Annotated in this window: 23 protein-coding genes and 4 pseudogenes; 12 read left to right on the forward strand and 15 right to left on the reverse strand. The window is 66.6% G+C overall.

Translation table 11 applies throughout. The features are described 5' to 3' along the window. Window positions 1-5: 5 nt before the first annotated feature. The 4 genes from AC5L35_RS27335 to AC5L35_RS27350 form a co-directional block, all read right to left on the reverse strand. Window positions 6-881 carry a slipin family protein gene (locus AC5L35_RS27335; RefSeq protein WP_495062597.1) on the reverse strand — a complete coding sequence of 292 codons (876 nt, stop codon included), beginning with the start codon at window positions 879-881 and terminating at the stop codon, window positions 6-8. Window positions 882-1,469: 588 nt separating this feature from the next. Then, window positions 1,470-2,702: an RNA polymerase sigma factor gene (locus AC5L35_RS27340; RefSeq protein ID WP_495062571.1), complete on the reverse strand. Its 1,233-nt coding sequence runs from the start codon at window positions 2,700-2,702 to the stop codon at window positions 1,470-1,472. Window positions 2,703-2,715: 13 nt separating this feature from the next. Next, complete coding sequence (locus AC5L35_RS27345; protein WP_495062572.1) at window positions 2,716-3,057, reverse strand: YciI family protein; 342 nt, start codon at window positions 3,055-3,057, stop codon at window positions 2,716-2,718. Window positions 3,058-3,123: 66 nt separating this feature from the next. After that, on the reverse strand, window positions 3,124-3,522 hold the full coding sequence (locus tag AC5L35_RS27350) for a VOC family protein (RefSeq protein ID WP_495062573.1): 399 nt from the start codon (window positions 3,520-3,522) through the stop codon (window positions 3,124-3,126). 92 nt (window positions 3,523-3,614) lie between these two features. Here AC5L35_RS27350 and AC5L35_RS27355 point away from each other — a divergent pair, with 92 nt between their 5' ends. The 3 genes from AC5L35_RS27355 (at window position 3,615) to rpsM (ending at window position 5,002) form a co-directional block, all read left to right on the forward strand. After that, window positions 3,615-3,827 carry a hypothetical protein gene (locus AC5L35_RS27355; RefSeq protein WP_495062574.1) on the forward strand — a complete coding sequence of 71 codons (213 nt, stop codon included), beginning with the start codon at window positions 3,615-3,617 and terminating at the stop codon, window positions 3,825-3,827. Continuing rightward, window positions 3,824-4,024: a hypothetical protein gene (locus AC5L35_RS27360; protein WP_495062575.1), complete on the forward strand. Its 201-nt coding sequence runs from the start codon at window positions 3,824-3,826 to the stop codon at window positions 4,022-4,024. The genes AC5L35_RS27355 and AC5L35_RS27360 overlap by 4 nt, the downstream gene beginning before the upstream one ends. 597 nt (window positions 4,025-4,621) lie before the next feature. Beyond that, window positions 4,622-5,002, forward strand: a complete 381-nt coding sequence (gene rpsM, locus AC5L35_RS27365; protein ID WP_495062576.1) for a 30S ribosomal protein S13 — start codon at window positions 4,622-4,624, stop codon at window positions 5,000-5,002. Between the two features lie 788 nt (window positions 5,003-5,790). Here rpsM and AC5L35_RS27370 read toward each other — a convergent pair. The 4 genes and pseudogenes from AC5L35_RS27370 to AC5L35_RS27385 form a co-directional block, all read right to left on the reverse strand. Beyond that, window positions 5,791-6,087, reverse strand: a pseudogene (locus AC5L35_RS27370) (NADP-dependent oxidoreductase); the annotation flags it as partial. Between the two features lie 20 nt (window positions 6,088-6,107). Continuing rightward, entirely contained in the window at window positions 6,108-6,689 is a 582-nt protein-coding gene (gene msrB, locus AC5L35_RS27375; protein WP_495062598.1) for a peptide-methionine (R)-S-oxide reductase MsrB, read from the reverse strand. Between the two features lie 752 nt (window positions 6,690-7,441). After that, window positions 7,442-8,095 carry a TetR/AcrR family transcriptional regulator gene (locus tag AC5L35_RS27380; protein ID WP_495062577.1) on the reverse strand — a complete coding sequence of 218 codons (654 nt, stop codon included), beginning with the start codon at window positions 8,093-8,095 and terminating at the stop codon, window positions 7,442-7,444. 490 nt (window positions 8,096-8,585) lie between these two features. Then, on the reverse strand, window positions 8,586-8,879 hold the full coding sequence (locus tag AC5L35_RS27385) for a TetR family transcriptional regulator C-terminal domain-containing protein (RefSeq protein WP_495062578.1): 294 nt from the start codon (window positions 8,877-8,879) through the stop codon (window positions 8,586-8,588). 1,289 nt (window positions 8,880-10,168) lie between these two features. On the opposite strand from AC5L35_RS27385, the pseudogene AC5L35_RS27390 reads away from it, so the two are divergent. Beyond that, window positions 10,169-10,336, forward strand: a pseudogene (locus AC5L35_RS27390) (integrase core domain-containing protein); the annotation flags it as partial. Window positions 10,337-10,412: 76 nt separating this feature from the next. Here the strand turns inward: AC5L35_RS27390 and AC5L35_RS27395 are convergent. Next, window positions 10,413-11,183 (reverse strand): SDR family NAD(P)-dependent oxidoreductase, encoded by a 771-nt coding sequence (locus tag AC5L35_RS27395; RefSeq protein ID WP_495062579.1) that lies wholly within the window; start codon window positions 11,181-11,183, stop codon window positions 10,413-10,415. A 911-nt stretch (window positions 11,184-12,094) separates the two neighbouring features. On the opposite strand from AC5L35_RS27395, the gene AC5L35_RS27400 reads away from it, so the two are divergent. Then, entirely contained in the window at window positions 12,095-12,583 is a 489-nt protein-coding gene (locus tag AC5L35_RS27400; RefSeq protein WP_495062580.1) for a DUF417 family protein, read from the forward strand. A 145-nt stretch (window positions 12,584-12,728) separates the two neighbouring features. Here the strand turns inward: AC5L35_RS27400 and AC5L35_RS27405 are convergent. Continuing rightward, a pseudogene (locus AC5L35_RS27405) lies at window positions 12,729-13,194 on the reverse strand (transposase); the annotation flags it as partial. Between the two features lie 851 nt (window positions 13,195-14,045). On the opposite strand from AC5L35_RS27405, the gene tal reads away from it, so the two are divergent. The 7 genes from tal to AC5L35_RS27440 all read left to right on the forward strand — a co-directional run bounded on the left by tal (window position 14,046) and on the right by AC5L35_RS27440 (window position 21,221). After that, window positions 14,046-15,170 (forward strand): transaldolase, encoded by a 1,125-nt coding sequence (tal, locus tag AC5L35_RS27410; RefSeq protein WP_495062581.1) that lies wholly within the window; start codon window positions 14,046-14,048, stop codon window positions 15,168-15,170. A gap of 100 nt (window positions 15,171-15,270) precedes the next feature. Beyond that, window positions 15,271-15,864 (forward strand): Dps family protein, encoded by a 594-nt coding sequence (locus tag AC5L35_RS27415; protein WP_495062582.1) that lies wholly within the window; start codon window positions 15,271-15,273, stop codon window positions 15,862-15,864. Between the two features lie 311 nt (window positions 15,865-16,175). Next, complete coding sequence (locus AC5L35_RS27420) at window positions 16,176-17,117, forward strand: NADP-dependent oxidoreductase (protein ID WP_495062583.1); 942 nt, start codon at window positions 16,176-16,178, stop codon at window positions 17,115-17,117. Between the two features lie 117 nt (window positions 17,118-17,234). After that, window positions 17,235-17,618, forward strand: coding sequence for a cupin domain-containing protein (locus tag AC5L35_RS27425; RefSeq protein ID WP_495062584.1), 384 nt, complete (start codon window positions 17,235-17,237; stop codon window positions 17,616-17,618). Window positions 17,619-18,031: 413 nt separating this feature from the next. After that, entirely contained in the window at window positions 18,032-19,186 is a 1,155-nt protein-coding gene (locus AC5L35_RS27430) for an acyl-CoA dehydrogenase family protein (protein ID WP_495062585.1), read from the forward strand. Window positions 19,187-19,660: 474 nt separating this feature from the next. Further along, entirely contained in the window at window positions 19,661-20,122 is a 462-nt protein-coding gene (locus tag AC5L35_RS27435; RefSeq protein ID WP_495062586.1) for an OsmC family protein, read from the forward strand. Window positions 20,123-20,351: 229 nt separating this feature from the next. Further along, a complete protein-coding gene (locus AC5L35_RS27440; RefSeq protein ID WP_495062587.1) occupies window positions 20,352-21,221 on the forward strand; it encodes an alpha/beta fold hydrolase in 870 nt (289 codons plus the stop codon). 369 nt (window positions 21,222-21,590) lie between these two features. On the opposite strand, the gene AC5L35_RS27445 is transcribed toward AC5L35_RS27440, so the two are convergent. From AC5L35_RS27445 to AC5L35_RS27465, 5 genes and pseudogenes are all read right to left on the reverse strand, one after another. Further along, on the reverse strand, window positions 21,591-22,070 hold the full coding sequence (locus AC5L35_RS27445) for a carboxymuconolactone decarboxylase family protein (protein WP_495062588.1): 480 nt from the start codon (window positions 22,068-22,070) through the stop codon (window positions 21,591-21,593). Window positions 22,071-22,437: 367 nt separating this feature from the next. Further along, window positions 22,438-22,974 carry a peptide-methionine (S)-S-oxide reductase MsrA gene (msrA, locus tag AC5L35_RS27450; protein WP_495062589.1) on the reverse strand — a complete coding sequence of 179 codons (537 nt, stop codon included), beginning with the start codon at window positions 22,972-22,974 and terminating at the stop codon, window positions 22,438-22,440. Between the two features lie 1,252 nt (window positions 22,975-24,226). Then, window positions 24,227-24,883 (reverse strand): TetR/AcrR family transcriptional regulator, encoded by a 657-nt coding sequence (locus AC5L35_RS27455; RefSeq protein WP_495062599.1) that lies wholly within the window; start codon window positions 24,881-24,883, stop codon window positions 24,227-24,229. A gap of 619 nt (window positions 24,884-25,502) precedes the next feature. Next, a complete protein-coding gene (locus AC5L35_RS27460) occupies window positions 25,503-25,967 on the reverse strand; it encodes a hypothetical protein (protein WP_495062590.1) in 465 nt (154 codons plus the stop codon). Between the two features lie 261 nt (window positions 25,968-26,228). Then, window positions 26,229-26,477: pseudogene (locus AC5L35_RS27465) on the reverse strand (cytochrome ubiquinol oxidase subunit I); the annotation flags it as partial.

A 26,477-nucleotide genomic window follows, 5' to 3' on the forward strand; every position in this document is an offset into this window, starting at 1 on the left:
CGGCCCTACTGCCTGGCCCCGTCGCCGTCCGTGCGCAGGCGCTCCACCGCGTTCCCGGAAGCGTCGGCGCTGGGCGCAGCCGGCCGCAGTGGAGCGTCGCCCGGTGCGGCGCCTGTCCAGTCGCCGCCCGAGCTGGTGGCCTGCTCGAAGAACCGCAGCACCTCTACCGGCAGCGGCATGACCAGCGTGCTGTTCTTGTCCGAGGCCACGTCGCTCACAGTCTGCAGGAGGCGGAGCTGGAGTGCTCCCGATGGGACACCCATCGCGCGTGCGGCATCGGCGAGCTTGGCCGAGGCCTGGAACTCGCCATCGGCCGCGATCACGCGGGCGCGCCGGTCCCGCTCGGCCTCCGCCTGGCGTGACATCGATCGACGCATGCCTTCGGGCAGCGCGATGTCCTTGATCTCGACACGGTCGACACTGATCCCCCAGTCCTCGGTAGGGGTGTCAATCACGGCCCGCAACTCCGCGTTGACCTGTTCGCGGTCCGAAAGCAAGGTGTCGAGGTCGGCTCGCCCGATCACCGAACGCAACGATGTCCGGGCGACCTGCGAGATGGCCCCGAGGTAGTTCTCCACGTTGACCACGGCCTTCACCGGGTCGGCGACGCGGAAGTACACCACCGCGTCGACGCTGAGGGTCACGTTGTCCTTGGTGATCGCGCCCTGCGGATCGACGTCCATGACGATGGTCTGGATCGGCACCTTCACCATCCGGTCCGCGATCGGAACCATCAAGCGCAGACCTGGCTGGCGTACGGCGGGCAGTAGCCGCCCGAACCGCAGCACCACCCCCCGCTGGTACTGCTGCACCATCCGCACGCTGCTGGAAAGCAGCAGAAGCACCAGCACGACGACGACGATCAGAATGGTGGTGAGCATTGGTTCCCACTTCCTTCGAAGTTCCAGTGAATCCGGTCGGGCCAGTTCGACAGGAAGCAGCACGGCAGGACCAGGCGAGGACTCGTTCGTGTGGTGTCGACGACGCGCCGGGCCGCGGACCGCGGCGACACCGGCGTCCGTCATCCCGATCAGAGACGGGAGACGAGGTGCTCATGGCCGGTACCTTTCGCGCGACAGCCAGCTACTGCCGACCAGGCTTCCCGGCGCACCTGTCCAGATGATACGTCTTGTCCGCTTCGCACGCCACGCACGGTGGACCTTCACGCCCCGGGGCGTGCTGCTCGGGCCCGGAGCCGACCGCGGCGAAGCCCGCCGTACTGCTCACCACAGGACGAACGGGGGCCTGCAGTGCACGCCATCATGCGGAGTGGCCGACCCGAGGCCGTCCAGGCGGATCCACCATTCGCGTGAACGGGCGCCCACTGGAGCGAGGACCGGGAAACCGTCCGCCGCGACGAGCGGACAGAGATCCTCAGCCGTCACGCAAAGCCCCGCGATCCAAGCAGCCACCTTCCAGAACAACCGCGGGACCCCTACTCCCCGATACTGCGGGTCATCGGCGGCGGATCAGCAGGCGCCACTGGTGAGGTGGCCCGCGCTTCCCTCGCCCGGTTGTTCGATGCGCTGCTCCAGGAGCTTGCGTTGTGCGGGGTTTGTTGTGAGTTCGAGGGCTCGCTGGTTGGCGAGTCGAGCCTGCTGGGGGCGGCCGAGTTCGCGGAGCAGCTCAGCGCGGGTGGCGTGGTAGAGGTGATGGCGTTCGAGGGCCGGGGCGAGGGTTTCCAGTTCGGTGAGCGCAGCGGCCGGTCCGGTGATGTAGCGCAGTGCGATGGTGCGGTTGAGGCGGATGATCGGGGTGGGGGCGGCGTGCAACAGCATGTCGTAGAGCACGACGACTTGCGCCCAGTCGGTGTCCTCCCAGCGCTGCGCCTCGGCGTGGCACGCGAGAATCGCGGCCTGCAGTTGGTACTGCCCGGGCCGGTGGTGGGACGCCGCGCGGGCCAGTAGTTGGGTGGCGGCATGAATGGCGTCGTGGTCCCACCGGCTGCGGTCCTGGTCGCGCAGCAGCACAAGCTGGCCGTGGGGGTCGAATCGTGCCTCGGTGCGGGCTTCGTGGAGGCGGATCAATGCCAGGAGTCCGAGGACCTCGGGCTCGCGGGGCAGCGTCCAGGCCAGCGAGGCGGCCAGCCATTCCGCGTCTTCGGCCAGCAGCCGGGAGTGGGGGCCGTCGGGGGTGGAGGAGAGGTAGCCCTCGTTGAAGAGGAGGTAGACGACGGTGAGGACCTCGTCGAGCCGGGCGGGCAGCTCGGCGTCGGAGGGGATGCGGTACGGGATCCCGGCGTCGGCGATCTTCCGTTTGGCACGGGTGATGCGTTGGGCGACGGTGGTCTCGGGCACGAGGAACGCGGCGGCGATCTGGGCGGTGGTGAGCCCGCACACGGCGCGCAGGGTGAGAGCGACCTGGGCCTGTCGGGGCAGGGCCGGGTGGCAGCAGGTGAAGATCAGCCGAAGCCGGTCGTCGGGCTCGGACGAGATCGGCCACCGCAGCTGAGCGAGCTTCTCGCGGTAGCGGCTCTCGCGACGCAGCACGTCGAGGCCACGGCGGCGGGCCACCGTGAACAGCCAGGCGTCGGGGCGGTCGGGGATGCCCTCGTCCGGCCAGCGCTGCAGCGCCGTCTCGATGGCGTCCTGTACAAGGTCCTCGGCGGCAGCGAAGTCCCCGAGCAGGTGCATCAGGGATGCGGCGAGCCGGCCCGCATTGTCACGGACGACGCGGGCGAGCTCGTCGTGGGCCTCTGCCATCGCCCCGTCCTACTTACGAGGCGGCGGGGCGGATCTCGACGATCGGGCAGGCGGGCCAGGACCTGGCCACCGCGAGGGCCTCGTCGAGGTCGGCGACCTCGATCTCGACGAACCCGCTGACGATCTCCTTGCCCTCGACGAACGGGCCGTCGGTGATCTCGGAACTGCCACCCTCCAGCCGGAGCGTGGTGGCGGTGTGCGCGGGCTGGAGGTGGGTGTGGTGGGTGATCGTGGCGGCGTGTTCGGCGAACCACCGTCCCACCTTCTCGTAGGCTGCTCCCCGCTCGCCGTCACTCATGGCCTGGAGGTCCTTGGCGTACTGCTCGGTCTCGATGAACATCAGCACGTACTTCATGCGCCTCACCTTTCTCCGGATGACGTGTTTCGGGCAGTACCGGCCGGGGTGACCCGGGGTGAATGGTCAGCCGGCGGGCAGGGTGGCGTACAGGTCGATGCCGTTGCCGTCCGGGTCGGCCACGGTGGCGTAGCGCATGCCCCAGAAGGCGTCCCACGGCTCCTGCAGCCTGCGGTAACCGGCCTGAACCAGCTCTGCGTACTTGTCGTCGACATCCGACGGGGCGCGGAACTCGAAGGCGAAGAAGGCGCGGGGACCACCGGCGGCGGGGCTCCAGTCGGTGATGGTCTTGCCCCGGAGGTTCTCGGTGTCGAGCATGAGATGCAGGCCGTTGGGCAGGTCGCACTGGGCGTGCTCGGGCATGTGCGCGTCGATCTCGAACTCGAGCCCGAGTCGCCGGTAGAAGGCCATCGTCGCTTCCAGGTCGGACACCACGATGTCGATCGCGTTCATCGTCGGGGACATCACCACTCCTCGTGTCGTCAGCAGGAGACCCGAGCCGGGCCCTACCAGCAAGACGTTCGGGAGAACGCCCGATACGACACCCGCCAGAAATCTTGTGGAGAGCGCTCACCACCGCGGCGCAGGGCGAGTTCGTCGTCGTCTCGTTGCTGGCCGACACCCCGCAAGCCCGCACGCTGGGTGGGCTGTCCCGGGTGGACGCCACGCTGCGCTGGTCGAGGCAGGACTGGCAGGTGCGCGTTCCACTCCCCCGCGCCAGCGTCCAAGCCGACACCTCCGGCTATCGCCTGCTGGGACCGACGCCGTGATCGTCCCTCTGCAAGCTCCGGACGACTGCGGCACCTTCGACCTGGGGTGCCAGGCCGGCCAGGCGTTCGGATCAGTGCTGCAGAGCATGATCAGCGAGGTCGCCCGAGGAGCGGCCGAGCTCGTGGTGACTACCGCGCTGGAGGCTGGCCCGAAGCGCTCCCGCGTCGGGTCGGGGCTGACCACAGGCAGCACATGACACCTACGGCTCTCGTCGACGGCCCATGGCGTCCGTGGTCCAGGCTGCACAGCGCATCCCTACTCGGTTGAGGTCTGGACCGCCAAGGCCAGAAGGTAGGACCGTGCGACCTTCACCCGCCGACGCGGGTCAAGCGGCATCTCGACCGCGGTGCAGCCGCCTCACCTCGCCTTTCAGGGCAAGCGGAGGTCGCCGCCGGTAGGCGCCGACCCGCTCCAATCCAGGCGCTACCAGGCGCAGCGCCTCAAGCAATGGACTTGACAGTCCGGTTTTTTCCTCAGATAATCACGTCGTTCGAGCGCGAGTGGGATCAGGAGAATCCGTTACGGCAGCTCGATGGTCACTTTCAGCACCGCAGCGTCGCGGATGATCTATGAGCTTGCGTCCAAAGCAGCGCCAGGGCTGACGGCCCGCACGTCGCGGCCTCCGGGGCACGCCGCCCGCACAGGCGAGCAACGTTGAGGAGCCGAACGGCACCTACCAGGCCACCGGACCCGGTCCACCCACACCTCCGAGCCGAGGCCCGGAGCAGACGAGTCGGACCAGGGCGGGACGTTCGGCAGACCTGACAGAACCGATTAAGGAGCACATCGCCGCATGGCACGACTCTCCGGCGTCGACCTCCCCCGTGACAAGCGGATGGAGATCGCACTCACCTACATCTTCGGCATCGGGCGTACCCGGTCGCTGGAGATCCTCAAGGCCACCGGGATCGACAAGGATCTGCGGTCGAAGGACCTGACCGACGAGGACCTCGCCGCACTCCGCGAGTACATCGAGACCAACCTCCGCGTCGAGGGCGACCTGCGCCGCGAGGTGCAGGCCGACATCCGACGCAAGATCGAGATCGGCACTTACCAGGGGATCCGGCACCGCCGGGGCCTGCCGGTGCGCGGCCAGCGCACCAAGACCAATGCCCGCACCCGCAAGGGGCCGAAGAAGACGGTCGCCGGCAGGAAGAAGACAGGTAAGAAGTAGTGCCGCCCGGTATCCGCTGCGCTGCCGTCGCTGAGTAGCCCGCTCGAGGGCGGCCGCGGCGGAGGGGTGGGTGCGGCGTTGCATGGCGGCCGTGAGACCGGAACAGTGCTGGCGCGACGCCCCGTCCACCGCGACGTGAGTTCGTGAACTGGATCAGGACGCTGTGGAACTGGGCTTCCTGGTCACGTTCCTGTTGGGTGGGCTCACGGGCGTCCTGCTCGCGTCGCCGCCGCTCGACTTCCACCTCTCGGACACCTATTGGGACCCGCGTTCACGCTGACGGAGACGCGGTGCGCGCCGCCGAATCACCAGGCTGGCGCGCGGTGGTCCGGCCCCGACGCTTCTGGCGGGAGCGGCAAATCTGATCGGCAGCCCCCGTTGTCGTTCAGTTCATCCCCGTCCCGCTGCCGAACACCTGCGCGGTCACGGCCACATCACCCTGCGAGTGGAGGAGCTTTCCTGCCCACCGACGACACCCTGATGACTACGGGGGAAGGACCTCGCGGCCACGGGCTCTGCGATCGGTCAGGACTGCCTGCTCGAGAAGGTATCCGAGGTTCGACATCTCCCGCAGAATATTTGACGTCCGATCGCAACGACCGAACGTCCAATGAGATGTCGTCGTCGAGCGCCGCGTTACGGTCCGCGTGCTCTACTCGCGGGCTGTATCTCGGCGACGAGCTTGACCTCCATCAGTTGGTTACAGGACGCCAAGCTCGCCATGCCGATCTACCGCCCGGCGATCGCGTCGCCGGTCCTTACCCGCGAACGCGGATGACGGTCTTCCCCTCGAACACCAGATCGACCCGGCCGACGTCTTCCAACCCGTCGTGCTGAATGTCGACGAACTCCTGCGCGCCGAAGTCGAGCGCCGTCTGAGGGTCGGCAGCACGTCCGGTACCGATGACGTAGGCACCCGCCTCACACGCGAGCTGCGTCACCATCGAACCGACTCCACCGGCCGCACCGTGCACGAGAACGCTCTGCCCCACCTGGACGCGGCCGTGCACGAACAACCCCTGCCACGCGGTCAGACCCGAGATCGGCACCCGCTGACCCACCGACAGCCCCGTCGTGCCATAGCCGGTCTCGCAGCGCTGCGACTCTAAGATTCACTTACGCCGGCCGGCGGGTCCACGGTGTCACCCTCTTTTTCGGCGCCGAATAGATCGCTGTACTCACCGTACCCTTCGCGCTCTAGGTCAGCTACGGGCACAAACCGGAGTGCGGCGGAGTTGAGGCAGTAACGGCGCCCACCCATGTCGCGCGGGCCATCGTCGAAGACGTGTCCCAAATGACTGTCCGCATGAGCGGATCGGACCTCGACCCTGCGCATCCCGTAGCTCCGGTCATCGCGCTCCGCCACATTGCGCTGGACGATCGGCTTTGTGAAGCTCGGCCAGCCGGTATGGCTATCGTACTTGTCGAGAGAAGCAAAGAGCGGCTCCCCGGAGACGATGTCCACATAAATGCCCGGCTCCTTGTTGTCCCAGTAAGCATTGCTGAAGGCGCGTTCGGTTGCGCCCTCCTGGGTGACGCGGAACTGCTCAGAGGTCAATCGAGCGATGGCCTCTGGTGATTTACCGTACTTCGACTCCAAGTCATCTCCTCCGTTTTCGCTGTAGCTGGCACCGCGATGAGGGGTCGCCCCTGGCCAACCAGAGACGCACCCCGCTCCTGATCGCAACCGCTGGTGCCGGGTGGCAGGCAGCCAGCCAGCTCGACTGGACTGCCTAGTCCGATTATAGAGGGGCCTGTAGCGGGCGTCGAGGCCCTCGCCGGTGGTGAACCCGCGGACCTCCTCCGCCGCGACGCCGCCCTCGAGGCCGGCGTCGACCGCGATCTGCTTGAGCAGGGCCTCCAGAGCCACCTTGACGATGTTGGCGCCGGTGGCCTCGTCACCGTCTCCAGGCCCGGGTTCCTGAACAGGCCGCCGACAGGACCCAAAGGGTCTGGACGAGGCCCCACAGCCCCGGTTCGGCATCGAGCGGAACGTGCGAGCCGCCTACCGCGACACGATTCACTCCATTATGATGAGAATCATACTTTGTTCGAGCGCGCCCTTCGGGCGTGCCGGACTACTGCTCGTCCGACCCCCTGACGCGGCGGGGCCTTGGGTGCAACACCGCGATCGTCATCGTCTGCTCGCGCTGGGGACGCCGCTCACCCGGTGACGTCGAATTCTTTCGAATTCGCGGGTCTCGAGCCGCGGAATGATCTCGCCCTGCACGAGATTCTTGAAGTGGTCGATCACGCAATGAGCGTCCGGCACCTCTTGCGACGCATAGGGCTCCAGGAGCACATGGCTGCGCTCGTCGTCGAGGCGGCTGCGAACGCCAGGCAACCGGGCTCAGCGAGCCGATGGCGGCTGTCGCGTCAGCGTCGGTTATTGTTGGTCAGCAGACGCCCGTTCCTCTTGATCGGTCGCCGAGCCGAGCGTCACATCTGGTTGGCGTCGGCGGTCGATCCGGATGCATGCCCGCGGACGCGGTCCAGCGCCATATCTAAGGCAATCTCCATCGGCCTGACGTCGCGCTCCGCCTGCGCGAGCAGGTAACCGCCCTGCACGGCAGCCATTATCCCCGTGGCCAGCCATCCGGGATCAGCGTCCGGACCTAGCTCGCCGTTCTCACGCATCCGCGCGAGCCCGGCAGCGAGCAGGGCCTTCCAGGTACGAAGGTGGGCAGCCAACGCGACTCGCGACTCCTCGTCCCGATCGGCGAGTTCGTTCACAAGTGAGCCCAGCTCACAGCCGTATGCACCGTTACGGAGGGCGTTGCGCTGCACCATCGCGTCTCGCCAGAGTTCGAGCCCGCGTAAGGAGCTCAACCGCTCCAGCCGCCGACGCTGCCGCTCAAGCACCCGACCGGCCTGCAATGAGATGACCTCACGCACCAAGGCGTCTTTGTCGCTGAAATGCTGGTAGAGCTGCGACTTGCTGGTGCCACTGGCCACTCGGACGTCATCCAAGGTCGTTGCAGCCACGCCCTTGGCGTGCATCAGATCTGCAGCAGCCTGCAGGATGCGCGCTCGGGTGGCCGCGCCGCGCGCAGTAAGTCGCGGCGACTGACCCCCGCTGTCCGAATGCGCCACAAGAAGGGACGTTACCAAGCAAAGGGTGCAGCAGAACAGTCATTCTGAACATTGGGTCCAACTGCAGCAGTCCGCGCTGATGCGTGGACATGGCCAACGAAGGGCGCGGGGACGGCCCCCATGCGTGTGGGTCGGATCCGCACCTCCGACCGGCGGGAACCCCCCCCAACGATTTCGCACCCCACCACGCCGGACGGCCGAGGTCAACCCTGGTGACCTTCGACCCTGGCGCCATGCACGTCGTGGTAGTCAGCACCCGACCGACCGCTGCGGACGCGTGCTTACCGTCGAGCCGGCCGCTGCCTTTGGCTGTGTTGAGTCGAGACGGGTGTCGATCGGCTCCATCTCGCCGCCGTCTCGCGGGCTGAACCGGACATACACGGAGGGGCGCGAAATCCGCGAGCCGCTCCTTCCTAATGCAAGATCAAGCTCTGGCTATCGCATGCAGTGGCCTGGGTGCCGCGTCACGTTGCTGTTGCAACCAAGCCACTCAGACCGGCTCGGCGAAGTATCGAACATGCTCGAGAGCCATGTCGAATGCGAGCTCCATCGGCCGCACGCTCCGCGCGGCCCGGGCAAGCAAATAGCCACCCTCAACGGCCGCGATGATCCCCGTGGCCAGCGCAGCGGGATCGGCCTCAGGCCGCAACTCGCCCCGCTCCCGCATCCGGCTCAGGCCGGCCACGAGACAGAAATACCAGGTCCGAAGCGACACATCCGGCAAGCTGCTGCGCTCGGGGTCTGTACGGCCAACCGACTCACCCGCCGCGGTGTCCTCTCCCACCCGGTCGTCATAGCGCTCCCGCACCCTACGTAGGACGACGTCACGCCAGCGCCCAAGTGACTCGAGGGAGTCCAGGCGCAGCGGGTACGGTTCCTGCTCGAAGAACTCCCATGACCTCAAGCTCGATCACCCGGGTTGTCCATGTGCCAATCTCTGACCTGTAGCTGCAGGGTGCGAATGAGCCGAGCAAGGCCGGCGGTCCCGAGCTGCCGCTCGGCGACTCCCCTCCGACCGTACCTGCCGCGAACAGGAGTGGCTTTCAACCAATCCGGGTCCAGGAGGGCTGTCGAGCGACAAGCGGTGCCGCACGGCAACTGCATGCGTGGACCTTCGGGAGCATCGCGACCAGACGCGCTACGACAACTCGTCGGCCGCCGCACTCGACCAACGCCGTCACCGAGGAGATTCGATGCCGCCGAAGGGAGCCGGACCGGTATCCGCACCGCTTAATTGTCCGCATGGCGCGCCAAGGCAGGGAAGCCTCTTGCATCAACCACAGAATCAGACCTGCTGTGCCGATCCAGCGCCATCCCTGACGGAAGACGACGGCTCTCCCCTGCCGACGAGGCGGCCAATGCGAAATCATCCGTCTCAGCGATGGGTGCGCCACTACCAGACCGCTCGCTGCGGACGGCGCTGGACGGGATCAGGTCTGGCCATAGCCGGCCAGCTCGCTGGGTGCCGAGTCGAAGCCTCCCAAGCGTTGACCTCAAGAGGCGAGAGCTGTCTTCATGAATACTGTCGGCACTGCACTGTGTGACACATGCGCCACCGACCGGGGGCAACATCCTGCGGCGCAGCCGTCGACGCACGGCGCCACCTCGCCTCCTCTCAAGACTGGACCAGCTGGTCCTAGATTACCGAGAGGTCTCAGACTGTCAAGTCTGGTACCAGCGCACTGATGCTGGACTCGAAGACCAGAGGCGTGTCTGCACGCCGGGCTCGCTGGACCGCTGTGGCGATCGTGCTGTTGGTTCCCGACCGGTCCGACAACCAGCAGCCGACGCAGCCGCGCCGGCGTCGCTCCAATCGACAGGGCATGAGGTTGTGTCGCGAGGGTCGGCGCCGCCTCAAGCGAGACTCACGGGACTGTCCATCGAGCACTTAGTAGCAGAGTTGCCGGTGACATCGAGGAGGCAACCGCGCCGCGAACAGCGCCCTCTACACCGCTGCCGAAGGCCTCAGCAAACGAGAGATCATCCGCTACCTGAAGCGCTACCTCGGCAGAAGATCTACGCCGACCTCCCTCGACCAGCCACAGAGCCGAGCAGCTCGGCGACTTGACGAACATCGAGTGGTTCCACCGCACACTCGTCGACGGGTGCGCCTTCCGCAGGCTCTACGCCGACGAGTCACACCGTCGAGAAGCCCTACCCAGCTGGATCCACGAGTACAGCCACTACCGACCCCACACCGCCTGCGGAGCCCGCCCGCCGATCACCAGGTTGAGCAGCGTCGGCCGGGCCGTGCGGGCGGGTGTACCCCCTCCTGGCCGCCCTCTCGCACAAGGAGGACCCTGTCCGATCAGTACACCTAGTTCCGGCCCGCCATGACCCCGCCGTCGACGTTGAGAATCGCGCCGGTCACCCAGGCCGCATGGCCGGACAACAGGAAGGTGATCGCCGAGGCGACGTCCTGCGCGGAGCCGACACGCCCCAGCGGATGCAGCCCGCTGAAGCTGTCGAGCGTCTCCTGTACCTGCTCCGGCGGGATGAACCCTTCGTACAGTGGGGTGGCGACGACCGCCGGCGCGACCGCGTTGACGCGAATGCCGTGTGAGGCGAGCTCGATCGCAAGGTTGTGGGTGAGCGCGTGGAGCCCGGCCTTGGCCATCGAGTACCCGGCCGAGGGCGTGAGGCCGATCGCCTGATGCGCCCACATGCTCCCGATGTTCACGATCGAACCGCCCCGGCCGCCCGCGATCATTCCGTTCACCACGGTCTGTGTCAGAAAGAACAGCGCACGATTCAGCTCGAGATAAGAGTCATAGAAGGCCGGGTCGTAGGCAACAAATTCGCGAGGGATGAAGAACCCGGCAGCATTCACCAGGAGCGTGGCGTCCGCATGTTCACCCGATAGCTGCTTTTGCACATTCTCCACTTCATCGCGCCGCGTGATATCGGCGGTGATACCCCATGCTTTGCCCGGCGACAGGTTTCTCACCGTGTCTTCCACGCGCCCTCGATCACGCCCGATGATCACGGCGCTACCGCCGCCCGCAACTACATCGAGCGCGGCGGCACGACCCATACCGCTGCTCCCCCCGACTACGACGAGCTTCTGACCCTCGAACCCCTCAGTCATCGTCCTGTCCCTCCTCGCGCCCATCCGTGATCGAGGCGCAGATACAGACGACACGAACTGCCAGTAACGAAGGCAGGTGTGCTGTGCCGCCGCTGTCGTCGATTAGTTCAGCCGGCGCAACCCGTCCAGCCGCGTGACTGCGCAGCCAACGCGAGTGCCGGCGCCGGATGCCAGCTATGAGCCGCCGGCCACGCCACACGCCAGCAGTAGCCAGCGTCGAGGATCGACATGCTGACTAAGCCGCGCAGGAGCTTCTTACCCAGCCGAAGTAGGACTGTCAAGTCCAGTACGGGAGGTTGTTCGCAACAGCATGCGTGCGGCGACGCCCGCGTCCACCGGCGATAGACCAGGAGATAAGAGACAAACGGCGGTCGACGGCCTGGCGTGCGTGATCGATCTCGGACGCCGACGCGTCCCGGTGATGGACTTGACAGTCCGTTCACGGGGCGGCGATAGTCGGCTGGGCGACCAAGCGACGCGTTCACTCGTCCTACCCGACCCGACGGCCGTTCCCAGCGGTGGGGTCAGACCTGTGGATCATCGGCTTGGTCGTCGGAGGACTGGGCACGATCCTGGGTGCCGTCAATTTCGTCACCACGACCGGCTGCGTGCGCGCCCCGGGCAGGACGATGTCCCGGAGCTGATGGATACGGTTGGCCAGCGGTTCGTCGGCATCAAGGTGGCGCTTTGATCTCGCAGGATGCGGATCAAGGTTCACTGTCATCCGACTAACGCAGATTGAGGTCGATCGCAGGTCGGCGCCCCGCAGGACTGAAGCGTCAAGTTTTGATCCGCGCTAGGGCGCCACGAAACGTTCTGGGCGATATGGTTCGCATATCTCGGCAAGGCGAGGAAAGGGGAGGTACATGAAGTTTCGAAGAGCGGCCGTCGATAGGGGCCAGGCCATCGGAATGGCGACCATCCGGTACGGTCTTGCATTAAATCTCGCGGCGATCGGCCGGCTCAAGTTCGAGGACTTCGAGGTCGAGAACATTCGTCCGCTGATCAATGGGAGTCCTCCCTTCTCACGACTCGCGACCAGGTTCGGCGAACGAGAACTGGCAAGGTTCATCGGCGTCGTTGAGATCGTGATCGGCGCACTGATCGCTGCGAAGCCGCTCTCCAGTAGAGCGTCCGCCCTCGGTAGCGCGGCAGCGGCGGGGATGTTTGCCACGACGCTCAGCTTCTTGGTGACGACCCCGGAAGCGTGGGAGGATCGGCACAGGGATCCCAGATTGTCTCCGGCAGGGCAGTTCTTGGTCAAGGACATCGTCTTCCTCGGCGCTTCGTTATTGACCGCGGGTGACGCCATGGCCGCAGGCAGGTCGCGTAGTCATCGGGTTGCTGTTCACGATCAGGCCGGCGGGTCGGCCGGCGGACCGACGGGCCAGCCGACCTGATGGGGAGACGGCGTTGGTTGATCCTCTCGGGCGCGCTGCTGTTCGTTTCCGGGTCCGGGCGTGCGGGAGTGCCGGGCTTGCTGTTTCTGCCGGGTGCCCCAAGATGAATCGTCGGGTCGGGAACGGGTCTCAGTCCGCACCGGACGGGCAGCGCGTGCAGGCGGGCGAACGCCTCGCGAGCTGGTGGGCCCAGGGCCAGGACTGCTGGATCCGGACCCAGTCCGGCGCTGACCGCGGGTGATCCGGGCAGCGACGTGCGGCCGGTAGCGCAGCGTCTTGGGTTCGGCTTTCGCGAGAGGCCCGTTGAGGGCGAGCTGTTGGGTCCAGGCGAGCAGGTCGACCGCGAGCAGCACGACCGTGAGCCAGGCGGCGTTGATCGCGAAGGTCCGGGATGAGGAGTGGCTCAGGCCGGTGTCTTTCGCGGTGCGGATGCGGTCTTCGACCTGGGGGTGGGCGCGGTGGCGGGCGTCGAGGGAGGCGAGCTGTCCGAACCGGGTGTCGGTGGCGAAGCAGGTGTGGCGCCAGCCGTCGTGGGTCTCCGTCAGGTCCAGCTGCGCGCCGGAGTGCGGGTGCTCTCGGCGGACGATGATCCTCGTGCGCTCGGGGTAGCCCTGCATCGCGGCGGAGGGGAGCACGCTCGGTGAGCTCGGCCAGACCGGCGCCGGTCCCGGTGGCTGCCGTGGCGGTGCGCGTCAGGGATCTGCGCGAGGGCCTGGTCGAGCAGCCGCCAGCATGTCGAGTCCGACGCCACCGTCCGAACGGTGCGCCCAGCCCACCCAGGTCGTGTGCGCAGCGTTGAACTAAACGGTCAACGCCAACGTGCGCCCGACTCTCGTCCATCTGCGACCCATATCGATCACCTCCAGCATGGGGCGATAGCCGGCGATAGGTATCCGGACAAGCGGGACGACCCGCTGCGGTGCCCCCCCAGCAGCTCGGTCGTGGGTCCGCCACCTCAGTTCGGCAGACCTGGACGCCAACAGCACCCTCCGCCCGCTTCGTTGGTGCTAGATGGTCCATCGACGTATCGCTCTCCGACGTGGATGGGAGAGCGCGGCAGCAGGGCGGACGATCGAATCGGAGCGTCGCCGGTCCCATGGGCGTATGCCCGGGTCCTCACCGTTGCTGGGAGGCCAGGCCCGCGTCCCCTGGTTCATGCAGGTGAGCGGGTTGGGTGCGCGGCCACCGAGATGCCTCACACGCTGGTTGGAGGACGCCTGAGCGCTGTGACGTGCGCCACTGTTAGGCCTCCTGTAGGCCACCTGTCTGATGCCATAGTCTGGAACAAGCAGTCTAGTTCTGATGCCGACTGCATCTACGAGGGCCTCGTCCCGCCCTGAGTGGATCGACGGAGCGCTGAGTCGTACCCGACGGGGAAGTCGTGGACGGCCGCAAGCCCGGCCGGAATGCCAGGGCGGAGGCCAGCGCCCCCGGAGATTCCAGAGTCCAGAGAGGAATTCACGTGGCAGACGACCGACTTGCTGCGCTCACCGCGGCGGGTGTTTCGATCTGGCTCGACGACCTGTCGCGTGATCGCCTGGTCAGCGGCGATCTTCGGCGACTCATCGACGACAAGCACGTCGTCGGTGTCACCACCAACCCGACCATCTTCGCGGCTGCGCTCGCGCACCGAGGGGTCTATACGCCGCAGATCCGGGAGCTCGCTCAGCGTGGGGTGACGGTCGGAGACGCTGTTCGAAAGCTCATGGTCGTGGATGTCCAGCAGGCCTGCGAGTTGTTCCGCGGCGTCTGGGAGGCGAGCGACGGTGTGGAAGGACGGGTGTCACTCGAGGTCAACCCCGATCTGGCCGGCAACTGTGAGGAGACGGTCCTCGAGGCCGTGAGCCTCATGCGAGCGGTCGGCCACCCGAATCTCTACGTGAAGATTCCTGCGACGAGGGCGAGCCTGCCGGCCATCACGGAAGCTCTCGCGCTTGGCATCGACATCAACGTCACGCTCATCTTCTCGGTGGAGCGGTACCGGGAGGTGATGGCGGCGTACCTCGCCGGCCTCGAGCGGGCACTCGACGACGGCGCGCCTGTGTCCGGAGTCCACTCGGTCGCGAGTCTCTTCGTCTCGCGTGTCGACGCTGAGGTGGACAAACGCCTCGAACAGATCGGGTCGGATGAAGCACTCGCGTTGCGGGGCATGGCCGGTATCGCGAACTCGAGACTTGCTTATCAAGCATTCCGGGAGACGTTTGCCGGTCCGCGCTGGGAGCGCCTCGCGGCAAATGGCGCTCGGGTTCAGCGGCCGCTCTGGGCTTCGACGGGCGTGAAGAATCCTGCCTACCCGGACACGCTGTATGTCACCGAGCTCGCGGTTCCCGGAACCGTGAACACGATGCCCGAAGCAACGCTGAGCGCCTTTGCCGATCACGGCTCACTCCGGAGAGCCGACAACGGCGACGCAGTTACCGGCCGTGCCCCCGAGGCCCGTGAGATGATCGACGCGATAGCTGCCACAGGTGTCGATCTCGCGGAAGTCTTCACGGTCCTGGAACGTGACGGCGTTGATCGGTTCACCCGCTCCTGGGCGGAGCTGCACGAGACCGTCAGGCGGTCCATGGAAGCGGCGGCCGAGTAAAGGCTCGCGCCGTGGCTGGGCGCTGGTGGGTGTACGAAGCCAAACGAGATCATTCCCAAAGAGTGTCAGTACGAACCGTGAATGTGGAGGAGGTCCACCGATGACCGCAACTCAGGACGGAACGGATCGAGTCTCACCGTCGAGCCAGCCGGGGCTGCATCAACACGGGGGAGGCGAGATCCAGAAGTTTGGGACCGTGAAGCAGTTCCCCGTCGGATTGTCCTATGACGCGCGCATGTACGCGGGCGAAAAGCTCAACCGGACATTAGCGGACACTCAGATTCTTCACGCGCTTTACAAGAAGAGCCACTGGAATGTCCGAGGTGCGACCTTCTACCAGCTCCACCTCCTGCTCGACAAGCACGCTGACGAGCAGCTCGCTCTTATCGACGCGATCGCCGAACGCATCCAGAGCCTAGGTGCCGTTGCGGTAGGCGATCCCCGCCATGCAGCTGAGCTGAGCGGCATTCCGCGACCGCCGGATGGTGTCGAGCAGGTTCCGGCGATGCTCTCTCGGCTGCTCGACGCGCATGAACGCATCTTGATCGACGCCCACAAGGCGGCTGCCAAGAGCGCGGAGCTAGGCGACGATGGAACCAACGACTTGCTCGTTTCGCAGGTCATCCGTACCGGAGAGCTGCAGTGCTGGTTCCTGGCCGAGCATCTGGTCGACGCGCCTCTCGTGCGCATCTGAAGGTCCAATCGTGCTGGTTCCGTCCCCGGTGTGCTTCGCACGGCGTCGTCGCCTGGCTGTCGCTGTTGCGGAGCCGATCCTGCGACCGATGGCGTGCGGTGCAGGGCACCGTGAGCAGCCGCGTACGGCGGCGGTCGCGACGTTCGTCGAGGCAGTTGTCCCTCGAAACCGCACCGTCTCTCCTGAGAAGGCGTCATGACCCAACTCGCCCCAGCCCCGGTGGCGCAACCGAACTCGACCCGCCGTTCGGCGAAGGGTTCGGTGTTCTCAAAATGCTGGATGCGCGCGAAGGACACGAGGAGGGCTGAATCATGGAAAGCATGACGGCGATGCGGGCGCACACTCAGGGTGGTCCTGAAGTGCTGGTGTACGAGTCGGCGCCGCGGCCGACTCCGGAGGATGGCGAGGTGTTGATCGCGGTCCACGCGGCGGCGATCACATTCGATGAACTGGCCTGGCCCGAGACGTGGGCCTCCGGGGGTGCCGACCGCACTCCGGTCATCCCGTCCCACGAGTTCTCCGGGGTCGTGGCCGAGGTCGGCGACGGTGTCACCGGATTCTCGGTCGGTGACGAGGTGTACGGACTGGTGCCGTTCGACCGGGACGGCGCCGCGGCGGAGTACGTCAGCGTGCCGGTCACGAGCATGGCCGCCCGGCCGCGCACGGTGTCGCACGTCGTCGCGGCGGCCGCCGTGCTCCCGGCGCTGACCGCCTGGCAGGCCCTCGTCGAGCATGCGGCAGTCCAACCGGGCCAGCACGTGCTGGTACACGGTGGCGCCGGCGGTGTCGGCGCCTTCGTCACCCAGCTGGCGACCGCGCTGGGAGCCGGTGTCACATCCACAGTGCATACCCCCGACGTGGGATACGTCCTCGGCCTGGGTGCCGAGCGCGTGATCACCACCGACGCGGAGTCGCTCGACGCGGAGACGGGCGTCTTCGACGTCGTGATCAACGCTGTCGGCCGGGACGTACCGGAAGCCCTGTTCGCGGCGCTGCGTCGTGGCGGGCGTCTGATCACCCTCCAGGAGCCTCCCTCGCAGGAGTTGGCCGACAAGTACGGCGTCAGCGCTCAGTTCTTCATCGTGACGGCGGAGCGGGACGGCCTTGCCCGCATAGCCCACATGATCGACACCGGCAAGTTGAAAGTCAGCGTGGCCGCGACGTTTCCCCTGACCGAGGGTCGGGCCGCTTACGAGAGCGGCGCCGTCCGCAGGTCTCGCCCAGGCAAGACCGTGCTGGTCGTCCGGGACTGACCTCTGTGTGGTTGAACCTCCGGCGGCAGATGTGACGGCGGGGAGTTCGCCAACTCGACGGAGATACGCCGAAGGCGAGCGCTATTACGAAGGAGATGAATGTCCACTTCTACCAACATGAGCCAGCAGGATCTACTGGAGGTCGTGGCGCCGTTCATCGCGCAGGGTTCCTCCGCGATGGTCCGGGTCCTCGAGCTGCCCCCGGGTGACCCCGGTCTCGGTCCTCACCGTCACTCCGGCCCCGTTTTCGGCTATATGCTGGAGGGGGAGATGTTGTTCGAGCTCGAGGGTCAGGCACCTTATCCGATCAAGGCGGGAGAGGCCTTCTGGGAACCGGGCGGCGATGTCATCCACTACACGGTCGCAAACCTGCTGGCCGACCGGACGAGCCGCTTCGTCGTGGTCATGCTGTGCGCTCCTGGAGTCGAGATGATCACAATGGTTTCCGATGAGGAGCTCGCGGAGAAGGCGAGCCTGCGGATTCCTGCGCCGACTCGGTAGTCACCAGGGCCTCACTTATCCGCGTGTTCGGCCGTCGCTCGACATCCCGCCACCGCGATCGACGAGCACGTGCCGGGCCGAGGGCGACTTCTGACAGTTCCGGCGTTGAGGTCTGTGCCACTTGCCGCGATCAAGCGACGCCCCTGGTCAGACGACTGGCGAATGGTCCGTCGGACAGCTGAATCCGACAGACCGAGCAGGCCGGGGCGCAAGGCAGACAGCGTCGCCGGCGCATCGGTCGGCAAGAGGGACATGGCCGGGCGCATTGCCGCCAACCCCCTCGAAAACCGCCGACCCGCCTGAGCCCGATGCTGCGAAAAACGCTGTGAGTCCTGCTTGCATTCAGCCGTACGCGTGTCTTATCGCGCACGGCTGCCGAAATGAATCCCCAGTGACCGAAGGAGACGACAGTCATGTTTCATGACTCCGGTCCGGTGTTGTCCGGTGATCTGCTCAAGACGTTGCACTCGCGTGCGGGTGGCTACGATCGGGAGAACGCCTTTTTCGCTGAGGACTTGGCAGACCTGCGCGAGGCCGGATACTTGCGGGCTGCCATTCCCGTCGATCGTGGCGGGCTGGGGCTCGATCTCGCGGAGCTCAACCGGGAACAGCGGCGGCTGGGCTACTGGGCGCCGGCTACCGGGGTGGGCATCAACATGCATCTGTACTGGACCGGGCCGACGGCGGACCTCGCCCGGGCCGGGGATGCCGGGGTGGACTGGCTGGTCGAAGACATCGTGGCAGGCAAGGTCTTTGCTGCCGGTCACGGTGAGCCCGGCAACGACATGGGTCTGTTCGACTCGTTGACGGCGGCGGTCCCGGTTGCGGGCGGCTACCGGGTCAGCGGGCACAAGGTGTTCACGTCCCTCTCCCCTGCCTGGGACTGGCTGGGCATCCACGCCCGCGACGACAGCGACCCGGAGCATCCCAAGGTGGTCCACGGGTTCGTCGCGCGTGACAGCGAGGGCGCGCGCACCGTGCCCACCTGGGACACCCTCGGCTTGCGCGCGACGGCCAGCCACGACACGCACCTGGACAACGTGTTCGTTCCGCACGAGCGGGTCGTCGGGATCTTCGATGTGGGTGCGGTGCCGGACGGGTTCGTCTTCGCCATCCTGCCGTGGGTGTTGCCCATGTTGGGCAACGTCTACCTGGGCGTCGGCCGCCGGGCGCTGGATCTGGCGCTGGACACCGCGCGGCGGCGCACGACCAGGAGCACCGGTGATGCGCCGGTGGCTACTAAACCCTTCGTGCAGTACCTGGCGGCGGAGGCCGAGCTGGTCCTGGAGGGGGCGACGGCGCAGTTGGACGAGCTGACCGCGGGCCTGACCGCGGGGGTCGACTACGGCGAGCGGACCTTGCCTCGGCTGTTCGCGGCGAAGGAGAACGCCACCCGCGCTGCGCGTCAGGCCACCGAGCTGGCGATGGAGATCGTCGGTGCCGGCTCGCTGCACCGGCGCGGTGAGCTGGAGCGGCTCTACCGCGATGTCCGCGCCGGGGCGTTCCATCCGCCCAACAGCGAGGCGGTGCACGACTTCATTGGCCGCTCCGCACTCGGGCTGCTATAGCCGAGTCATGTCGTTGCGTACGCCGGGGTAGATCCCCCGGCGGCACTTTCGGGCGGCCGTCCACTGAGCCAGGACAGGAGACGCATGAGCAGCGTCCGTCCGCGTGGATGGTTAGCGCGCCGGCCGAATTGGAGCCCCGCGAGCAGAGGTGCAGGGCACTGCCGCGTTCTGGTCCCGTGTGGAGCCGGCACGTGCGGTGGGGAGGGGGCACCAGGAGTGGCAGGCGCCTGACGCGCCTTCGAGCGCCATGCTCGCCCGTTAGGCGCGAGGACTGATACAGAGAGCTATTCCAATGAAATCGATAGCGGTGACTGACGGGGCCGCCGGAACGGCTGGGATGAAGCTGGATGTGGGGCCGCAAGGTGGGAGAGCGACAGGGCCCCCGCGAGGGTTGTGTTGCAGCGAACGTCAATGGCCGAAGGTCTCCGGGAAGAGTCGGAAGTCGGGGCTGGTCGCCGATCGAAAGGAGCGGGCATGAGCCCGGAAAATGATCGAGTCGTCGCGACCGCGCGAGCGACGCTGCTGGCCACCAGTCGGCTCGAGACCGAGGTCCGGGCGGGAGAGTTCGTGGGCCTGGCCGACGACCCGGGTGCCGGTGCGCCAGGCGCGGGACCTACCCCGACCGAGTACTTGATGATGGCGCTTGCCTCGTGTACGGCCATCACGCTGCGCGGTTATGCGGATCGCAAGTACGACTACGCCGGCGACATCACCGTGGACGTCGCGTACCACGAGCCGAGGGTGGTCGGGGCGTCGCGCTATCTGCATCGCACTGTCCGGTTGTCGGAGGAGATCCCCGAACAGGACTTCCAGACCATGATCAACATCGTGGAGAACTCCCCGGTCACCCTGCTGCTCCAGTTCGCGTGGAGTGTCCGGACCGACATCACGAACGGGCCGAGTGAGCTCTCCGCCTCGACAACGCCCTTGTCCTGAGGCAGGTGCCTGCCGATCTCCGGAACGAGCGCCGCGCTGCATGTCCGCTGCTGCGGGGGGCTGGATCAGTGCCGGAGACGTCATGACACAAACTGTTCCGACGCTGGCGTCCATTCTCATGCTCGTCAGGATTTGACGCTCGAGGACCTGCTCGGACACCGCCCCTTCACTCAGCGTGAAAGGCGGGAGAACTTGAGTACGAATCAGGGTATGGACCCGGGTCGCCATCATGCTCGGAACCCGGTCGCGGCCGCCGACCGAACGGCCCTTAGGTGCATATCCGGAAGACGGAAAATTCGGCATGCCTTATCTCGAGACTGGTGACTCAACACTTTTCTATACGGCTACGGGAGCCGGAACGCCGGTCGTGCTCGTGCACGGCTGGACCGCTGACTCGATCGACTACTCGTGGCTCATTCCGTTGCTGCAGCAGAACTTCCGCGTAATCGGCTACGACCTGCGCGGGTACGGGCACTCCGCGCCGGCCGACGGGTACGACATGGATCGGCAGCTCGATGATCTGACGGCCGTCATCGAGCAGGTCGCCGGCGAGCCCGCTCTGGTCGTCGGTCACTCGCTCGGTGGGGCGATCGCTTCCTCGATGGCGGTGGAGCGGCCGAAGCACGTGCTCGGTGTCGTTGTCCTCGACGCGTCCTACGCGGCGGACGAGGCGGGTCGCGTCAGGGTCGAGAGGACGAGGGAGCAACTGGCCGGGGAGCACCCCGACGAAGTCGTGAAGTCGTGGTTCTTCAGCCAGGCCAGCTTCACCGATCAGACGCCCGAGTGGCTGCGCACCCTGGTGCTCCGCCGGGTGGACTCGGTGTCACCCGCGATGATCCGGGCGGGCTTCGCAGCGCTCTGGGACCACGCTCCGATCGCGTTCCGGCCGGAGACGGACCACTACCTCGCCCGGCGCACCGTTCCCGTGCTGGTCATCCACAGGAACTCGGCCAGAGCGGCGTACGAGAAGACGACCTTCCAGCATCCTGCCTCTCGTGCGGTTGTCATGCCGGGAGGTGGCCACTGGGTGCAGGTCGAACGCCCTGAGGACGTGAACGCGGCGATCCAGGATTGGTGGAAGACCGCACGCGCCGGGTAGCGCCAGTGTGGGTGGTGGACCTGCGGCGGATGGAGATGTAGTGGAGAGAGCGCCGACACGCAAGGGAGCGGCGACGCGGGCCAGCGTCCGTCGAGGGTGCGGCCAAGGGTGCTGAGGGACTGAGGGTGGCACCACCACCCTCGACGACATCCGTCTGCGCACGGCCACCGGCAAGGGGCAGTGGTCGGAACATTCGCCGGTAGACGCCCGAGCCGCCTACTCCCTGACGCACCGTTCCTCGGTGACGGTGCATGCGCTCGCCAGTCGTAGTTCCCGGACTCAGAGACTCCGAGCACCCAGCAGCCGAGCTGGGCCGGCAGGCCTGGGACAAGTCGGTCTCGTCCGAAGGATCGCGCCGCTCCACGCATCTCAGCCGGTCGAGGGCATCGCCCCCTCCGCGAGCTTGAGCCGGGTCCAGATGTTCATGTTGATGACCACCGCCACGATCTCAAGCATTGCGGGCTCATCGAAGTAGGCGGCCAGCGCGTCGTGATACTGCTGGAACGCTCGAGCGACCGTGGTGTCGGCAGCGCGTGTGAGAGCCTCGGCGTACTGCAGCGCGGCCCGTTCGGGGTCGCTGAACAGCTTTGTCTCCCACCACGTGGTGAGCAAGTCGATCTTTGCCTGCTGGATGCCGGCCTCGCGAGCAGCGCCGTAGTGCACGTTGAGGCAGTAGGCGCAGTTGTTGATCTGGGCCACTCGCAGTCGCAGCAGCTGGGCCAGCTGCTGGTTCAGGGCGAGTTCCGCGGTATAGCCGAAAGCGGCGGCGCCGGCCTTGGCCAGTGCCATCAGCTCCGCGTTGGCCGTGGCATCCAGCCGCGTGGTGTGGATCTGCACGTCGTCACTCATACCCATGTCCTCTCCCTGCTCTCCGGCCGTCTTCCGAACTGCCTCCTGGGCCTGCTCGTTTGAGTACCACCAGCTGGTCGCCTGCCACCGTGCTGCGGGCCACCGCACCTCCGTCGGGGGCCAATGCCCACCAGATCCCCCGGTGCAACGCTGCCCGAACTGCCTCCATGGTCGCTCGGAGGAGGCGCTCCATTTCGTCGTCGGCAAGCCAGTCCACAGGCGCGCCTGTGGAACCCTGGAGAGGCGAAACCGCGGCCACCGGTGGGTCCATTCGGCCGACGTGAGGGTCGGTGCCCCGTCGCCCGCCACGATGCGGCGGTGCAGCACGGCCCACGGTCGGACTTCGGCTCGGCGGGTGTCGCGAACGTCAGGACGACTGCGACGCCGACTCCGACATTGCGTCGCTGCGCCGTGGTAGCAGCCATCCCGGCCGCGGGAAGTGGCAGGTGTAGCCATTGGGGTAATGCAGCAGGTAGTCCTGGTGCTCGGGCTCGGCCTCCCAGAAGGGCCCGGCCGGCGTGACCTCGGTGACCACCTTGCCTGGCCACAGACCCGAGGCGTCGACGTCGGCGATTGTGTCCTCCGCGACGCGACGTTGCTCGTCGTCGAGGTAGAAGATCGCCGAGCGGTATGACGCTCCTCTGTCGTTGCCCTGGCGGTTCTTCGTGCTCGGGTCGTGGATCTGGAAGAAGAACTCCAGCAGGTCTCGGTAGGTGGTGGCGGACGGGTCGTAGATGATCTCGATGGCCTCGGCGTGCGAGCCGTGGTTGCGGTAGGTGGCGTTGGGGGTGTTGCCACCGGTGTAGCCCACGCGGGTGGCCAACACGCCGGGGCGGGAGCGTATGAGGTCCTGCATCCCCCAGAAGCAGCCCCCAGCGAGGACTGCCTTCTGCTGCTCGGTCATCGTCGATTCCTTTCTAGTTAGTTGACCTATGCGTTGTCGAGCTAGATTTCTCAGCGTCACGTGTGTCAGCTACACGCCGAGGATCAGGTCGTCCGCGGGGCGGGCTCAGCGGACGAGTACGTCGCGGTCGGCCGACTTGCTCCAGCGATCCGGGGATGTACGTCGCTGTCGCGCCCAGGTCGTAATCCTGTTGACGCACAGGCCAGGCGGACAGGCCAGCTTGCGCTCTGATGATATGGATGCAACGTCCTCCGCCATGAGGCGTCCGGTGGGCGGACCTGCCCGTCCGGCGCAGCGCGAGTGAAGACGATCGTGGTGTCCCGCCCCTGCACTTCGGCGGCGTGCGCCCGACAGCAAGCGGATGTCCTCCCAGCTCCTCCGACCCGACTTGTCGCCGAGACCGTCGATCTCGAAGCTCCACCCGGCCGTGTCGATCACAGGGGTGACCTCGCCATTCCCGACCGTCCAGTCCATACCCGCGCCATTCGGTAAGGGAGGCAGTCGCGGGTCGCGCACGCCGCGACGATGGGCGACGATTCCCCTCGTACAAGCCATCTGAGTTCCTATCTGCGATCTTCGCGGCCCGACAGCGCAGCCGACCGACGCCCGCGTAGAGTCCTGCGGCGACCTGGTCCAGTCGACTATTGGCGAAGCACTACTGGACTGTCAAGTCCGGTCGTGACGGCGTCCAGGGAGCGTGAGAGCTTCAGCTCGCCACCCTCGGGGCGAAGCCGCTGAGGGCCAGCCGAACCTCGACACGGCCGATCGCCGCCCCCATCAGCGGCGAGCTGCGCGCCTCCTGGGAGAGCAGGTAGTCACGTGGAAAGCGGCCATGGTCGCGGCAGCGAGCCCGGAGGGGTCGGCCTGCCCGCCGACGTCCGCCCGCTTCTGCATTTGGCTCAGTCCGGCCGCCAAGTAAGACCGCTACGTGCGGAACGCGGCGTTGATCAAGATCCAGGCGCGCTCCGCGCGGTCCGCGAGTTCGCCGGAGACGAGCCCGTGGTGCACCCCGTTCCAGTCCATGCTGGCGTCATACCGGTCGGCGCAGCCACAGGCCGCGCACGCCGCGGGCAAGGCCGGCGTATCCTCCCGCAAGGGCAGAGCCAGTTCTCATCTGCGGTCCTCGCCGATCCGCGGCAACGGCGGTACCGGATTCGCGCGGCGGCCCGGCTTGCCTCGGCCGGTCGCCAATCGCGCTACCAAACCTGGACTGTCAGGTCGCCATGTCGAAGGGGTCCAGACCCCGAACCGATCAGCTTGCTGCGCCGGATGCGCGTTTCCGCTGTGGCGCGAGCGCCTCCACATTGCGGATCGCGAGGTCGAGCGCCAGCGCTATCGGCTGCGCGCTTCGTCCGGCTTGCGAGAGGAGGTAGCCGCCCTGGTAGGCCGCCATGATCCCGGTGGCGAGCGCAGCCACGTCGGTCTCGGTATCGAGTTCGCCGCGTTCCTGCATCCGGCGGAGCCCTGCAGCAAGATACGACTCCCAGGTACGGAATGTGGCGTCGATCAGGATCCGGGCCGGCTCGGAACGATCCGCGAGCTCACTAGCGAGCGAGCCGATCTCGCAGCCGTACGCTCCGTGGCGTTCCTCGACGAAGCGAACGATGGCATCGCGCCATCGCCGCAAGCCCTGCAGTGAGCTGAATTGTTCGAGGTGGGGCTCTTGTCGCTCCATCACCCGCGCGGTCTGCATCTTGATCACCGCGACGACCAGAGCGTCCTTGTCGTCAAAGTAGTGGTAGAGCTGCGACTTGCTGGTGCCGGAGGCCTCGATCACCTGGTCCATGGTCGTGCCGGCGACCCCGTTGGCGTGCATGAGATCAGCCGCGGCGCGGACAATGCGCTCGCGGGTGAGGGCACCGCGGGCGGTCAGGCGCCGCCGCGCGGGAGGCTCGGCTCTGGCACTCATCACGGAAGTGATCCTAGCCCGACGACTTGACTCTTTGCCCTGAACACGATATCACGGACTGCCTAGTCCAGAAGAGACTAGGCAGTCCGCGGAGCGCCACGTCGCCTCGGATGCACCGTCCAGGGCTCGACGATTCGAACGGTTGACGGTCATCTCAAAGCCGAGACCTGCAGTTATTCGTCAGTTCTACTTGCTCCTGGGGTATCGCCCGAGGCGTCCGCAGGGCAGCGAGGGGCACGGCACTCCGATCGGTGACCGGCGTCGAAACCCCTTCAACTGGACCAAACAGTACAGTACTGTACAAGTAACTCACTCTCCGTGAGACCACGCGCACGGAGTTGGCCATAACGAATCCGCCTACCCTCGACGAGAACTCGCGCGCCGTGGTTCACGAGCCGCGCGAACAAGGGATGGAATCGGCAACCTCCAGGGCCATCTGCGATGGTCCGTCGGCACCGATCTCCACCCCGGCGTACGAGCTCAAGGCCCACCGCGCTGAGTGATCATCGTCCTGACCAATTATCCGGTTGAGGGCCTCCGCGGCGGCGGGGTGCACTCGGCCGGGTAGCGGTTGTCAGAGCCGCGCCCATCCCGAACTCAAACCTGCGTGCAACGTCGCTCAGTCAGCGGCATGGTCAAGCCAGGGCGGCAGGTTACCCGTCTGGGCACGCTCTTCCCGGTTCGACTTCCCTGCAGCAGGCACGTAAAGACGCCACGCCGTGTCGACCGCATCTATAGCCCAACGCCGCCCAAAGTGACCGGCTTCGCATGTGACGCTGGGTGCCAACTTGTCGAGCACGTCGAACATGGCTTGGTTCTCGCGGTTGAAGACCGACAGCACATGTTGGCCGATGTACTGGAGCTCGTAGGACGTTCGGTCGTTCCGATCGGACTTCAGATATTCTTCGGCGAGGTGCCGAACCCCGTGTACCTTCTCGAGCAGGTAGTCCTCGCCCGTCGCGCAGCCCGTAGCCGCGAGCTCCTTCCAGTAGTCAGGGTGCCTCCACGCGGGCAGCATGTCCCATAGCTCCAGAAGGTGCGCGAGGTCGGCGCGTACTCCGCAGTCGCTCTCGTCGGCGGACAAGAAAGATCCTCCACTCGTAAGGTGAAGTCCCGTGATCGCGCAGGTGGTCGGCAACGGGACAGGGATGGGGTCAACGACTCCAGGGCTGTCGAACATGCGATTGATCGCAGTGCGGCGGATGTCATCCGCCGGGCGGCATTTGGCAACCAGATCCTCGCAGTAGCGCCCCAGGGATCAGATTTGCCGCTCCCGCCAGAGGCGTCGGGGCCGGACCGCCGTGCGCCAGCCTGGTGATTGCGCGGCGCGCACCGCGTCTCTCCGTCAGCGTGAACGCGGGTCCGAGGTGGGTTGCGTTTCCCGCGCCGTGGCCTGAGCCGCTACTTCGGAGGGCAATGCCCGGCGGCCGGCGTGCGCCTCGCGGCGGTAGCGCTCCACCATGTGTGGGTAGTGCAGCTCGAACGCCGGACGCTCCGAGCGGATCCGCGGCAGCTCGGTGAAGTTGTGTCGCGGCGGCGGGCAGCTCGTGGCCCACTCCAGCGAGTTGCCGAAGCCCCACGGGTCGTCGACGGT

The sequence above is a fragment of the Pseudonocardia sp. OZ21 genome (assembly GCF_059359135.1).

Excerpts from the sequence above, each read along its gene's own strand:
- AC5L35_RS27335 (WP_495062597.1), bottom strand. The coding sequence starts at position 881 with ATGCTCACCACCATTCTGATCGTCGTCGTCGTGCTGGTGCTTCTGCTG.
- AC5L35_RS27340 (WP_495062571.1), bottom strand. The coding sequence starts at position 2,702 with ATGGCAGAGGCCCACGACGAGCTCGCCCGCGTCGTCCGTGACAATGCG.
- AC5L35_RS27345 (WP_495062572.1), bottom strand. The coding sequence starts at position 3,057 with ATGAAGTACGTGCTGATGTTCATCGAGACCGAGCAGTACGCCAAGGAC.
- AC5L35_RS27350 (WP_495062573.1), bottom strand. The coding sequence starts at position 3,522 with ATGTCCCCGACGATGAACGCGATCGACATCGTGGTGTCCGACCTGGAA.
- rpsM (WP_495062576.1), top strand. The coding sequence starts at position 4,622 with ATGGCACGACTCTCCGGCGTCGACCTCCCCCGTGACAAGCGGATGGAG.
- AC5L35_RS27395 (WP_495062579.1), bottom strand. The coding sequence starts at position 11,183 with ATGACTGAGGGGTTCGAGGGTCAGAAGCTCGTCGTAGTCGGGGGGAGC.
- AC5L35_RS27400 (WP_495062580.1), top strand. The coding sequence starts at position 12,095 with ATGGCGACCATCCGGTACGGTCTTGCATTAAATCTCGCGGCGATCGGC.
- AC5L35_RS27415 (WP_495062582.1), top strand. The coding sequence starts at position 15,271 with ATGACCGCAACTCAGGACGGAACGGATCGAGTCTCACCGTCGAGCCAG.
- AC5L35_RS27420 (WP_495062583.1), top strand. The coding sequence starts at position 16,176 with ATGGAAAGCATGACGGCGATGCGGGCGCACACTCAGGGTGGTCCTGAA.
- AC5L35_RS27425 (WP_495062584.1), top strand. The coding sequence starts at position 17,235 with ATGAGCCAGCAGGATCTACTGGAGGTCGTGGCGCCGTTCATCGCGCAG.
- AC5L35_RS27430 (WP_495062585.1), top strand. The coding sequence starts at position 18,032 with ATGTTTCATGACTCCGGTCCGGTGTTGTCCGGTGATCTGCTCAAGACG.
- AC5L35_RS27435 (WP_495062586.1), top strand. The coding sequence starts at position 19,661 with ATGAGCCCGGAAAATGATCGAGTCGTCGCGACCGCGCGAGCGACGCTG.
- AC5L35_RS27440 (WP_495062587.1), top strand. The coding sequence starts at position 20,352 with ATGCTCGGAACCCGGTCGCGGCCGCCGACCGAACGGCCCTTAGGTGCA.
- AC5L35_RS27445 (WP_495062588.1), bottom strand. The coding sequence starts at position 22,070 with ATGAGTGACGACGTGCAGATCCACACCACGCGGCTGGATGCCACGGCC.
- msrA (WP_495062589.1), bottom strand. The coding sequence starts at position 22,974 with ATGACCGAGCAGCAGAAGGCAGTCCTCGCTGGGGGCTGCTTCTGGGGG.
- AC5L35_RS27455 (WP_495062599.1), bottom strand. The coding sequence starts at position 24,883 with ATGAGTGCCAGAGCCGAGCCTCCCGCGCGGCGGCGCCTGACCGCCCGC.